Source organism: Nguyenibacter sp. L1, assembly GCF_035199985.1.
GTDB classification, from domain to species: Bacteria; Pseudomonadota; Alphaproteobacteria; order Acetobacterales; family Acetobacteraceae; genus Gluconacetobacter; species Gluconacetobacter vanlangensis.
Genome location: NZ_CP127015.1, coordinates 773,792 through 785,641, shown reverse-complemented (window position 1 = coordinate 785,641; position 11,850 = coordinate 773,792). Strand labels below are relative to the sequence as shown.

Annotated in this window: 9 protein-coding genes; 7 read left to right on the top strand and 2 right to left on the bottom strand. The window is 68.4% G+C overall.

Annotated elements, in window-relative coordinates:
• The first annotated feature begins 36 nt into the window (after nucleotides 1–36).
• The 4 genes from QN315_RS03480 to QN315_RS03465 all read left to right on the top strand — a co-directional run bounded on the left by QN315_RS03480 (nucleotide 37) and on the right by QN315_RS03465 (nucleotide 4,967).
• The gene (locus tag QN315_RS03480; RefSeq protein ID WP_323991512.1) at nucleotides 37–1,536 is read left to right on the top strand and encodes a hypothetical protein; all 1,500 of its coding nucleotides are present in this window, start codon (nucleotides 37–39) and stop codon (nucleotides 1,534–1,536) included.
• Nucleotides 1,537–1,572: 36 nt separating this feature from the next.
• Nucleotides 1,573–2,832 carry an acyltransferase gene (locus QN315_RS03475; protein ID WP_323991511.1) on the top strand — a complete coding sequence of 420 codons (1,260 nt, stop codon included), beginning with the start codon at nucleotides 1,573–1,575 and terminating at the stop codon, nucleotides 2,830–2,832.
• Nucleotides 2,833–2,857: 25 nt separating this feature from the next.
• On the top strand, nucleotides 2,858–3,451 hold the full coding sequence (locus QN315_RS03470) for a phosphatase PAP2 family protein (RefSeq protein ID WP_176640613.1): 594 nt from the start codon (nucleotides 2,858–2,860) through the stop codon (nucleotides 3,449–3,451).
• A gap of 346 nt (nucleotides 3,452–3,797) precedes the next feature.
• Nucleotides 3,798–4,967: a helix-turn-helix transcriptional regulator gene (locus tag QN315_RS03465; protein ID WP_323991510.1), complete on the top strand. Its 1,170-nt coding sequence runs from the start codon at nucleotides 3,798–3,800 to the stop codon at nucleotides 4,965–4,967.
• A gap of 41 nt (nucleotides 4,968–5,008) precedes the next feature.
• On the opposite strand, the gene QN315_RS03460 is transcribed toward QN315_RS03465, so the two are convergent.
• The gene (locus tag QN315_RS03460; RefSeq protein ID WP_323993822.1) at nucleotides 5,009–5,986 is read right to left on the bottom strand and encodes an MDR family oxidoreductase; all 978 of its coding nucleotides are present in this window, start codon (nucleotides 5,984–5,986) and stop codon (nucleotides 5,009–5,011) included.
• A gap of 224 nt (nucleotides 5,987–6,210) precedes the next feature.
• On the opposite strand from QN315_RS03460, the gene QN315_RS03455 reads away from it, so the two are divergent.
• Together QN315_RS03455 and QN315_RS03450 are read left to right on the top strand one after the other, a co-directional pair.
• Entirely contained in the window at nucleotides 6,211–7,662 is a 1,452-nt protein-coding gene (locus tag QN315_RS03455) for an NAD-dependent succinate-semialdehyde dehydrogenase (protein ID WP_323991509.1), read from the top strand.
• 184 nt (nucleotides 7,663–7,846) lie between these two features.
• Nucleotides 7,847–8,938, top strand: a complete 1,092-nt coding sequence (locus tag QN315_RS03450) for a branched-chain amino acid aminotransferase (protein ID WP_176640176.1) — start codon at nucleotides 7,847–7,849, stop codon at nucleotides 8,936–8,938.
• Nucleotides 8,939–8,982: 44 nt separating this feature from the next.
• Here the strand turns inward: QN315_RS03450 and QN315_RS03445 are convergent, their stop codons facing one another.
• Nucleotides 8,983–9,336 (bottom strand): RidA family protein, encoded by a 354-nt coding sequence (locus tag QN315_RS03445; RefSeq protein WP_323991508.1) that lies wholly within the window; start codon nucleotides 9,334–9,336, stop codon nucleotides 8,983–8,985.
• Between the two features lie 284 nt (nucleotides 9,337–9,620).
• On the opposite strand from QN315_RS03445, the gene QN315_RS03440 reads away from it, so the two are divergent.
• Complete coding sequence (locus QN315_RS03440) at nucleotides 9,621–11,849, top strand: methyl-accepting chemotaxis protein (RefSeq protein ID WP_323991507.1); 2,229 nt, start codon at nucleotides 9,621–9,623, stop codon at nucleotides 11,847–11,849.
• Nucleotide 11,850 lies beyond the last annotated feature (1 nt).

Genomic DNA, 11,850 nt, shown 5'->3' with positions numbered 1-11,850 from the left:
TCGGCGTGTTGATGGCTGTCCCGGAGGGCGATTGTCGTGTCTGTCCCTGTCATCGGTCTGGTGTTGATGCCGCTCTGCCTCCTCCTGCTCAGGCGGCCGGCCGGCCTCCTCGCGCTTCTCCTGCTGGCGGGCGCCTTTCCCGCGGGGGCCGCGGTGATCTTCGGCGGGCTGGGGGTGCAGCCGGCGCTGGTGCCGGCGCTCGCCTTCATGACCTATGCGGGGATGCAGCGCCTGCTGGGGGCGCGCTATCCCGGCGACACGGCCGCGCGCGCCTTGTACACGCCGTTCGTGCTGACGACCGCATGGGCCGTGGTGGGCTCGCTGGTCATGCCGCGCCTGTTCATGGACAGGGTCTGGGTCTGGCCGCAGAAGAATGACGGCGTGGCCGCGCAGGTGCTGCTCGCGCCCAATTTCGGCAATATCAGCCAGGACCTGTACCTGGTGCTCGACGTCGCGCTGATGGTTCTGGCGGCGGGCTACCTGACCCGCCCCGACATCCGGATCGACCGGCTCTATCGCGCCTATCTGTGGACCGGCTGGGTGGTGTTCGGGCTCTGCGTCTGGCAGATGGCGCACCGCCTGGCCGGCGTCCCCTTTCCGGACGACGTGCTCTACTCCAATCCCGGCTGGTCGATCCTCAGCGGCCAGATGGCCGGACCGGTGCCGCGCATCAACGCCTCGTTTTCCGAACCCGCGGCCTGCGCCAGCTTCCTGTCGGGCATATTGTATTCGACGACCTGGGTGGTGCTGCAGGGCTACCGGCTGCCGATGGCGCGGCTGCTGCTGCCCGCCTCCGCCATCGGGCTGCTCTTCACCACCTCCACCACGGGCTTCGCCACCGTGGCGGTGGGGCTGTGCCTACTGCCCCTGGCCGCGATGGCGACGGGATCGCTGCGCCTGGCGGGGCGGGTCGTGCGGCTGGCCATCATCGGCACCGCCGTCGCCTGCTTCGGCGTGCTGATCGTCGCCGCGGTGGCGCCCAACGTCGTCCCCGCGGCGCAGATCGTCATCGAGTCGACCGAGAACAAGGGCGATTCCCAATCCTACAAGGAACGCTCCATGGCCGACACCGACGCGCTGACGGTGGCCGCGCAGACCTACGGCCTCGGCGCCGGATGGGGCAGCGTGCGGGCCTCCAGCCTGGTGCCCAGCCTGCTCTCGACCGTGGGCGTGGTGGGCGTGGTCGGCCTGCTGGTCTTCGACTGGTGCCTGCTGCGCGGCGCCATGGCGGCGCGCCGCGTGGTGCCGCCATGCCCCGAGCGGCTGGTGATCGACGGCTGCCTGCCGGCATTGAGCGGCCGCATGATCGCCGCCCTGTTCTCCGGCCCGACCATCGGCACGGCGGATTTCTACCTGCTGATGGCCATGGTGATCGCGGCAACCGCGCGGATCACGGTCTTCAGGGCCCGGATCGGCGCGGCGGACGCGCGGGCCTTCGCGATGCAGGGCGCGCGGACGCCGCCGCCGGAGATGGGGCCCGGCCTGGGCGGCGCGGTCGCCTTCCACCGCTACGGCATCGACATCAAGAGGGCATGAGCCGGCGTTACGAAATTGGCACGAGGTATCACGACGATGGCAGGAAAGCCCGACATACGACGCAGCATACAGCTCGACTCCGTCCGCGGCGTGGCGGCCTTCATCGTGCTCATCTACCATTGCTCGCTGACGATGCCGGCCAGTTGGCAGAGCGCCGACCAGCCCGCCTCACTTCCCCGCTATCTCCGTCCCGGCTTCCTGCTGCATTACACGCCGCTGCATCTGCTCGTGCTGGGGCCGGCCTGCGTCCTCCTGTTCTTCGTCCTCAGCGGCTATGTCCTCGCGCTGTCGCTCTCGGGCGGACGCTTCGGCGGGTACGGGCGCTTCGTGATCCGGCGGATCTGCCGCATCTACATCCCCTTCGCCGTGGTCATCATGCTGTCCGCCCTGGCCTGGCGGATCGTCCAGCCCACTTCGCTCCCCGACGTCAGTGCCTGGTTCAATGCCGAGCAATGGTCCGAATTCCCGTCGGCGATGCTGCTGCTCGGCCATCTGGCGATGGTCGGCACGCCGCCGCTGCAAAGCCTCGACCCGCCCATGTGGTCCCTGGTCGTCGAAATGCGGATTTCCCTCATCTTTCCGCTGCTGTATTTCGCCGTGACCCGCCATCGGGCCGCCGGCCTCGCCGTGGTGGCGGCGCTCTATCTCCCGGCCTGCCTGATCCTCAGCCAGCGCGGCGAGACCATGCCGCAATCCTTCAGCAGCAGCATCTGCGGCACGCTGGCCTATCTCCCGGTCTTCGCCGCCGGCATCATGCTGTATGAAAAGCGCGAGATGCTGCACGGCCTGTACCAGTCCATGTCGGTCGCGCGGCGCTGCGCCGCGGCCCTGTTCGCAATCCTGGGCTTCGCGCTGGCCCATCGCGCGGCATTATGGCTGACCGCGGCGCTGCCGTCCGTGCCGTTCGTCAGGCCGCAGGTACTCGCCGGCCTGGTCTCCCTCATGTTCTGGCAGGTCATGGTGGGCGGCGCGGCGGCCGCGATCATCTTCATGGCCCTGTACAGCGATATCTGCCGGCGCGTGCTGGCGGCCAGGCCGCTGCAATGGCTGGGCACCGTCTCCTACAGCCTGTATCTGACGCACATGGTCGTGCTGATGGCGGCGGTCCACGCGCTCCACGCCTATCTGCCGCTGCCGGCCATTCTCGGGCTCGTCATCCCCCTGGCCCTGGCCGTGGCCGCGCTCGGCTATCGCTGGATCGAGGAACCATCCATCGCCCTGGGCCGCCGGCTGGCACGCGCGCCGCGCCGCACGCCGGTGATCGCGGTGCCGCAGGCACCCAACATGTCGAAATGACGGCCTCGATCGTGACTGTCTCAGAATGATGCATTTCATAACCGATTTCGCCGACCAGGACGTCATCATTCCCCTCCAGGTCGCGGTGCTCCTGACCCTGCTTCTGCTGCGGCGCTGGCGCTTCGCGCTGGCCTGGTGCCTCGTGACGGGCGGCGGCTCGGCCCTGATCCTGGTCCTGAAACTGGGGTTCGAGGCCTGCGGGCCGGGCGCGCACCGCGTGCTCTACAGCCCCAGCGGCCACACCATGGCCGGCACCGTCGTCTATGGGGGATTGCTGGGCCTGCTGGACATCCGGCGGTCGGTCCTGATGCTGGCCACCGCCGGCATCGCGGGCCTGCTGGGCGTATCGCGCATCGCCTGCGGCTGCCACACGGTGGCCGAGGTCCTGGTGGCCGGCATCCTGGGCACGATGGCGACGGCGTTCCTCTATCGCCTGGCGGGGTCGCCGCCACGGTTCACGGCCGGGCCGACTCTGGGCGTCCTGGCGGTCGTCCTGTGCGTCGTCGCCGTGTTCCACGGCCATCATGCGGCCGTGGAACAGCAGGTGGAACGGATCTCCCATATCGCGGTGGGACCGCTGCTCTGCCGCCCGCATCCCGACCTGATCCAACCGGCCTGAGCCGCCGCGCGCGCGGACGATTCCCGGACGATCCGTTCCGTTTGCACAAAGCAAAGATACTGATTTTCTATAGTTAAAAATATTCTAACCAGGAACAATCCGGATATTTTGAGATAAAACGCAAAGGTTCCGGGAACTTCAGAATATCTCGGAAGTTCCCGTTTCGTAGAAAATATTGATGATTGACTTCGTTTCTGAAGCAGGGATATGAAATCGTTTATTTCGCCTTAATTGTGCCGGAAATGTGTTGATTTTTCAAAGAACGATATTACCCGGCAGTTTTTGCCGCGGATTCAGACAGTCATTTCGTATCAAGCGTTACGTGGAACGAATTTAAGGCAAACAGATGATATTTTCAGGGAAGGGTCACGCTGACCTGTCGTGGAACTGGAATCAGCATACGTGGTCATGGCGGCCGGATCGCGGGAAATGGCAGCCTGATTTCGGCTTTCCCAAAGAGACGGTCAGGCTGGATGTCAGCACGGCGTTCCATCCGCCCGCCGACCGCCTGGCGTTCTGGAGCAATTACGCCTTCCTCGGCCGCGACGTGGTGGATGAAGCCCAAGGCAGCACCCCCCAAGGCAGCAACCTGGGCGCGGTCCGGACCGGCGCCGGGGCGGACACGTTCTCGGCCCGCTCCCGCAGCATCTTCGATCCGGGTGGCGCCTTCTTCGCCTATCGCGCCACGGCCTGCGCGGGGCGCGCGCGGCCCGGCGTGTCGCGCGACGGCGATATCTCCTTCGGCCTGATCCTCAAGGGCGAACGCCGCGACATTCACATCGACGGCACCGAGACGGTGACCCAGGCGGGCAATTTCTTCGTCTATGACCGGCGCGAGGTCGTGCGGTTCCGCTGGACCGACCACAAGGCCGTCAGCGTGACGATGAGCACCGAGCGGCCCACCGCGGTGCTGGGCCATGAATGGCCCTCGTCGCAAGCGATGGCCCAGGCCCTGAACGGCAGCCGCCTGGCGCCGCTCCTGCGCGGACAGATGCTGCTGCTGGCCCGCCAGTCGGGGCGCATGTCGGTCAGCGAGCAATCGGCCGTGCTGCATTCCCTGTTCGACCTGATCCTGACCATATTGGGACAGATCCCCAGCACGGACGGCGCGGCCGAAACCAGGCCGCGCCTGGACATGCTGCGGCAATCGACCCTGCGCTACATCGACCAGAACATCGCCATGCCGCATCTGGACGTGATGCATATCGCCCGCGTGCTGGGCTGTTCGCGCGCCACCATCTATCGCGCCTTCGCCGACCATGACGGCGCGGTGGCCGATACGATCCGCCGGGCGCGCCTGCAGCGGGCCCGGCAATTGCTCATCGAGGTGCCGGGCATGACGGTGGCCAGCGTCGCCGCACGCTGCGGGGTCAGCGACATCCGCACCTTCAACCGCATGTTCCGCAAATTCTACGGCGTCACGCCCCGCGAAATGCAGCGCGGCGCGACGGGCCCCGCCCCGATCGCGCCCGACCGCGCCGCCGGCCGTCCCGGGCCGAACCACCAGGCGGAGTAACCGCGCCGCCCCCCCACAGCGCCTCGCTTACGGCGTCCCGCCTACAGCGCGACGACGACCCGGCCGCGGATCCGCCCTTCCAGCAGGTCCGTCGCGGCCGGAATCGCGTCGGACAGCGCGATGTCCTGCGTCATGGTCTCCAGCTCGGCCGGGTCCAGGTCCTGCGCCAGGCGCCGCCAGGCCGCGATACGGTCGGGGCGCGGACACATCACGCTGTCGATCCCCACCAGGGTGACGCCGCGCAGGATGAAGGGCGCGACCGTGGTCGGAAAGGCCATGCCCCCCGCCAGCCCGCAGGCCGTGACCACGCCGCGATATTGCATCCCCGCGCAGATGCTCGCCAGCACCTGGCCGCCGGCCACGTCCACCGCCCCGGCCCAACGCGCCTTCTCCAGCGGCCGGCAGGGATGCGACAGGCTGGCGCGGTCCAGGATGTCGCGCGCGCCCAGGCCGCGCAGATAGGCATCCTCCTCCGGCCGCCCCGTCACCGCGACGACGCGATAGCCCAGCCGGGTCAGCAGCGCCACGGCAACCCCGCCGACCCCGCCCGACGCCCCCGTCACCACCACGTCGCCCGACCCCGGCGTCAGCCCCTGGCGCTCCAGCGCCAGCACGCACAGCATGGCGGTATAGCCCGCGGTGCCGATCGCCATGGCCTGCCGGGTGCTGAACGCCCGGGGCAGGGGGACCAGCCAGTCGCCCCGCACGCGCGCCAGTTGCGACAGCCCGCCCCAATGGCTTTCGCCGATGCCATAGCCGTTCAGCACGACCCGGTCGCCCGGGCGGTAATCCGGATGGTCGGATTCGGTCACGACGCCGGCCAGGTCGATGCCCGGCACCATGGGAAAATTCCGCACGACGGGCGCGCGCCCGGTGATCGCCAGCGCGTCCTTATAGTTCAGCGACGAATATTCCACCCGCACCGTCACGTCGCCGTCCGGCAGCCGCACCGGCTCCAGCGCGCGCAGGCCCGCATGGTACCCGTTCGCGTCCTTGTCGATCACGATGGCCCTGAACATCATCCGCCTCCGTCCCTGTTCCCGCCCCCGGCATCATCCCACCCGATCCGCAAGAACGCGGCAACCGCGCGCACGGTGCATCGGATATGCATCGGGGGATATGCATCGGACACGCACGGGCTTTGACCCGCGCGGCCGCTTCGGGCAGGGTCGGGCGGAATTGCACCCGGCCCCCCGCCCCCCCCGCTGGGCCGATCGTCCCGGCACTTCGGAGTCGCCCCGCCATGCCCCACTATCCCGACACGCTGCTGTTCATCGACGGGCGATGGACCCCGGCGGCCGACGGCCGGTTCATCGACGTGCTGAACCCGGCGACCGAACAGGTGATCGGCCGCGTCGCCCATGCCGGCCAGCCGGAACTCGCCGCCGCCGCGGCCGCCGCCGAACGCGGCTTCGCGGTCTGGAGCCGTATGTCCGTCTTCGACCGCTACACGATCATGCGCCGGGCCGCGACCCTGCTGCGCGAGCGGGCCGAGGCCATCGCCCCGATCATGACGATGGAGCAGGGCAAGCCGGTGGCCGAGGCCCGGACCGAATTGCTGGCCGCTGCCGACACGATCGACTGGCTGGCCGAGGAAGGACGCCGCGCCTATGGCCGCCTGATCCCGGCCCGCGCTGCCGGCGTCACCCAGGCGGTGATCCGCACCCCGGTCGGTCCGGTGGCGGCCTTCTCGCCGTGGAACTTCCCGGTCAACCAGGTGGTGCGCAAGGTCGGCGCCGCGCTGGCCACCGGCTGCTCGATCATCGTCAAGGCGGCCGAGGAAACCCCCGCCTCGCCGGCGGCGCTGATCCGCGCCTTCGCCGATGCCGGCGTGCCGCCCGGGGTGATCGGCCTGCTCTACGGCACCCCGTCCGAAATTTCCGAGACCCTGATCGCCCACCCGGCGATCCGCAAGGTCACGTTCACCGGCTCGACCGCCGTGGGCAAGATGCTGGCGGCCCTGGCCGGCACGCACATGAAGCGCGCGACGATGGAACTGGGCGGCCACGGGCCCGCGATCATCTCCGCCGACGCCGATATCGACCAGGCGGCCGACACGCTGGCGGCGGCGAAATTCCGCAATGCCGGCCAGGTCTGCGTCTCCCCCACGCGCTTCCTGGTCGAACGGCCGGCATTCGGCCGCTTCGTCGAACGCTTCGCCGCCCAGGCCCAGGCGCGCAAGGTCGGCGACGGATTGCGCCCCGACACCACGATGGGCCCGCTGGCCAATGTCCGCCGCGTGGAGGCGATGGAAACCCTGATCGGCGACGCCACCGCCCGGGGCGCCGAAATCGTGACCGGCGGCCAGCGCGTCGGCAACGCGGGCTATTTCTTCGCGCCGACGGTGCTGATCAACCTCACCGCCGACATGCGCATCATGAACGAGGAACCGTTCGGCCCCGTGGCGCTGATGTCGCCCTTCGACACGCTGGACCAGGCGGTAGCCGAGGCGAATCGTCTCCCCTACGGCCTCGCCGCCTACGCCTTCACCGGCTCGGGCCGCACCGCCGCCCGCCTGCGCGACGAAATCCGCGCCGGCATGCTGACGGTCAATCACCTCGGCCTGGCCCTGCCCGAGGTCCCCTTCGGCGGCATCGGCGATTCGGGCTACGGGTCCGAAGGCGGGACCGAGGCGCTCGAAGCCTACCTGGACACGCGCTTCTTCACGATGCGTGAGTACAGCCCGTCGGCATGATGCGCGTACGGCCCTCCGGCATGACGCGCCAGGACGCGGGACGCGGCCCGGGCTTGACGCCGCGCGCGATCTGCGCAGTCTGGCCGATCGGAACCGTGCCGGCCCGGCACGTGATGTAAAGGTCGGGGCCACGCGGCGGGACAGGCCCCGCCGCGCCCCGTCCCGGTGGTAAGAGAGCAGGACAATGGACAGCGCCGATCAGTTTCGCTTCACGCATCTGCCGCATGCCGCGCCGACCCCGGCCGCGCGCCGCGCGGAATTGCTGGCCGATCCGGGCTTCGGCCGCGTCTTCACCGATCACATGGCGGTCGTCCGCTACAAGGAAGGGCAGGGCTGGCACAACCCGACCATCGAGGCCCGGGCGCCCATCTCCCTCGACCCGGCCGCTGCCGTGCTGCACTACGCCCAGGAAATCTTCGAGGGCATGAAGGCCTATCGCGCGGCCGACGGCGCGGTGGTGATGTTCCGCCCCGACGCCAACGCGCGCCGCTTCCGCGAATCGGCCGAACGCATGGCGATGGCGCCGGTGCCCGACGCGCTGTTCCTCCAGGCGGTGCGCGAACTGGTGCGCACCGATCGCGACTGGATCCCCGAGGGCGAGAACGCCAGCCTGTACCTGCGCCCGTTCATGATCGCCTCCGAGGCGTTCCTGGGCGTCAAGCCCTCGTCGGAATATCTGTTCATCGTCATCGCCTCGCCCGTCGGCGCCTATTTCAGCGCCGGCGCCGTGACCGTCTGGGTGTCCGAGGACTATACCCGCGCCGCCCCGGGCGGAACGGGGGCCGCCAAATGCGGCGGCAATTACGCGGCCAGCCTGCTGGCCCAGCGCGAGGCCAAGGCGCATGGCTGCGACCAGGTCCTGTTCCTCGACGCCGCCGAGCATCGCTGGATCGAAGAGATGGGCGGAATGAACGTCTTCTTCGTCATGGACGACAACACGCTGGTCACGCCGCCGCTGGGGACCATCCTGCCCGGCATCACCCGCGACACCATCCTCACCCTGGCGCGCGACCGCGGCCTCACGGTGCGCGAGGACGCGTACAGCATCGACCAATGCTACCAGGACGCCGCCGCCGGCCGGCTCAGGGAAGTCTTCGCCTGCGGCACCGCCGCCGTGGTCACCCCGATCGGGCGGCTGCGCGGCCGCCGGGGCGAAATCGTGATCGGCAGCGGCAACGGCGCCGATCCGGTGACCGAAACCCTGCGCACCGCCCTGATCGGCATCCAGCGCGGCAAGGCACCCGACCCGCACGGCTGGGTACAGCGCGTCGGCTGATTCCCGCGTCGGACCGCCGCCAGCGCGCAGTCCCGGACGGACTCTCAAGGAAGGGCGGCGATGCCGGTCAGCTCCACCCGCCAATGCGGGTCGGCCAGCCGCGCCTCCACGGTGGCGCGCGCCGGCTTGTTCGCCTGGTCCAGCCACGCGTCCCAGGCCCGGTTCATGCCGGCCATGTCGTTCATGTCGGCCAGAAAGATCTGCATGCTGATCAGCCGGCTCTTGTCCGTGCCGGCCTCGGCCAGCAGCGCATCGACCTGGCCCAGAATGTCGGCCGTCTGCCCTTCGGCATCCAGCGTCGCATCGTCGGCAACCTGGCCGGCCAGATAGACCAGCCCGTTATGGATCACCGCGCCCGTCAGGCGCGTCTCGGGCTGCAAACGGGTAATGGCGGACATGTCACGGGCCTTTCCTGCTCGGCCGCCTCATGACGGACGGCCACAATCCGGTGCTGTAGCCACCGGCCACCGCGCTGAAAATCCCCCGCCGTCCTTCGTTATAGAGATTTTCATGAGCCTGGCCGCACGCGCGGCCGAAATGGGGAACAGCGTCATGACACGAATTGCGTGTCATTTCGTCTTCCATCACCCGGCATCGTATCTCATTGGCAACGAAACGGAAGAGGCATAATACTGTTGCCCCCGCACGGACGTTCGCGAGAATGGAAAGGATACGGCCTTTGATGTCCGGTCATTCAGATCATCGGCTCTGGAACAGTTTGTCCGCACGCATCGTCCTGATGTGCGGCCTCTCCTTCATCATCATCCAGGCCCTGGCCGTCACGATATCGGCAGGGATGATGAAGTCCCAGGTCGAGAAGACCGTGCTGGCCGAAGCCGTCTCCCAAAGCCAGATCCTGGCCGACCGGATCGCCCAGCGACTATCCGAGCAAAACACCGTCGCACGCGACAATGCCGGCGCGATCGAGGCCGCGCACAAGGCCGGGACCGGCAGCCGGGCCGAAATCGTCAGCCTGCTCGGCGAAACCGAGGCCCGTTTTCCCAACATCTACGGCGTCTGGATGGAGGAAATCCCCTCCGGCTTCGACGGCCGCAAGGATCCCCATGCGCCCGGCAGCAACGCGCACGGTATCCTCAATCCCTATTTCATGCGCAAGCCCGACGGCACGATCGATTTCAATGCACTCGAGGAGCATTACGGCCAGGCCTGGTTCACGCTTCCGATGGCGGCGGGCACCGGCGTCCTGACCGACCCCTATGTCGACGAGGGCAGCGGCATCGAAATGGTGTCGTTCGCCTATCCCCTGGTCTTCGACGGCCGGAAAATCGGCGTCACCGGCATCGATACCCCGCTCGACTGGATCGTGACGCTGCTGGGGAATTCCGACGTCATCGGCAGCAGGACCCTCTCGCTCCTGTCCGACAAGATGACCTGGATCGCCAATCCGGACCGCGCAAAGCTGATGAAACCCTACCGGGACGAGGGCAGGGGCGCCGTGTCGCAGGCCCTGTCGTCCCGCAAGGCCCGGATCATCCGCGGCTTTCACGACGGCACGCAGGACAGGGTCCTGGTCCCTTTCGTAATCCCCGGCTTCGACACGGTCTGGACCCTCGTCGTCGACATCCCCGAAACCGCCCTGACCGCCCCGGTGCGCGACAATGTCGTGGCCCTCGTGGTCTCGGGCGCCGTCCTCATGATGGTCTCGATCGCCGTCATCGCGCTCATTTCGGGACGATTGATCAAGACACCGTTCCGCAGCCTGCTCGCATCGGTGGCCGAACTCGGCCGGGGCGACTATGACGCGGCCGTTTCGGGAACCGGACGGCACGATGAAATCGGCCTGGTCGCCCGCGCGCTGGACGGATTCCGCGCCTCGCTCCTCAAGGCCCGGCATGTCGAGGCCGAAGCGGCCGAAGCCCGGCGCCGGCACGAACGGCTCGAAAAGAAGACCCGGGAAGAAGAAATCGTCAGGATCCGGAATATCGACGCGGCCATCACGGCGATGGGGGCCGGGCTGGACAGGCTCGCCGGCGGCGATCTGTCGTTTCAACTGAATGACGGCCTGTCCTCCGAGTTCGAGCCGCTCCGGCGGAATTTCAACATGTCGATCCGCCGGCTCGCCGATGCCCTGTCCGAAATCGCCGAGTCCGGCCGGGGCATCGGCCAGGGCACCGCGGATGTCGCTGCCGGGGCGGAAAACCTCGCCCGCCGCACCGAGCAGCAGGCCGCATCGCTCGAGGAAACGGCCGCCGCCGTCAACGAGATCACGGAAAGCGTCGGCAGCTCGGCCCGGCAGATCGGCGACGCACAGAAAATCGGCCTGCAGGCGCGCGACTCCGCGACCGCCTCCTCCGAGATCATGCATCAGACCAAGGAGGCCATGCGGCGGATCGAGGACAGCGCGAAACAGATCGTCTCCATCGTCGAAGCCATCGACGGCATCGCGTTCCAGACCAATATCCTGGCGCTCAATGCCGGGGTCGAGGCCGCCAGGGCCGGCGACGCGGGCAAGGGCTTCGCCGTCGTCGCGGGTGAGGTCCGGGCCCTGGCGCTGCGCTGCGCCCAGGCGGCCAGGGACATCAACGCGCTGGTCAGGAAGACCACCCAGGACGTGCAGGCCGGCTCAAGGCGCGTCGGCGACACCGAAAAGGCCCTGCACGACATTTCCGGCTTCATCGCCCGGATCAGCGACGGCCTGAACGGCATCCTGGTGGCGGCCACGGAACAATCGGCCAGCCTGGCGGAAATCAATATCGCGGTCGGCGCCATGGACCAGACGACGCAGAAAAACGCCGCGGTCGCCGAACAATTCCGTGCGGCCTCCCGCCGCCTGACGGGCGAGGCCGAAAAACTGACCGGCCAGGTCGGCCGCTTCCGGACGCCCGGCAAGACAAGGACGCCGGAAGGCCGCGCCGCCAACCGGATCCTGGCGAAATTCACGGCCGGATGAG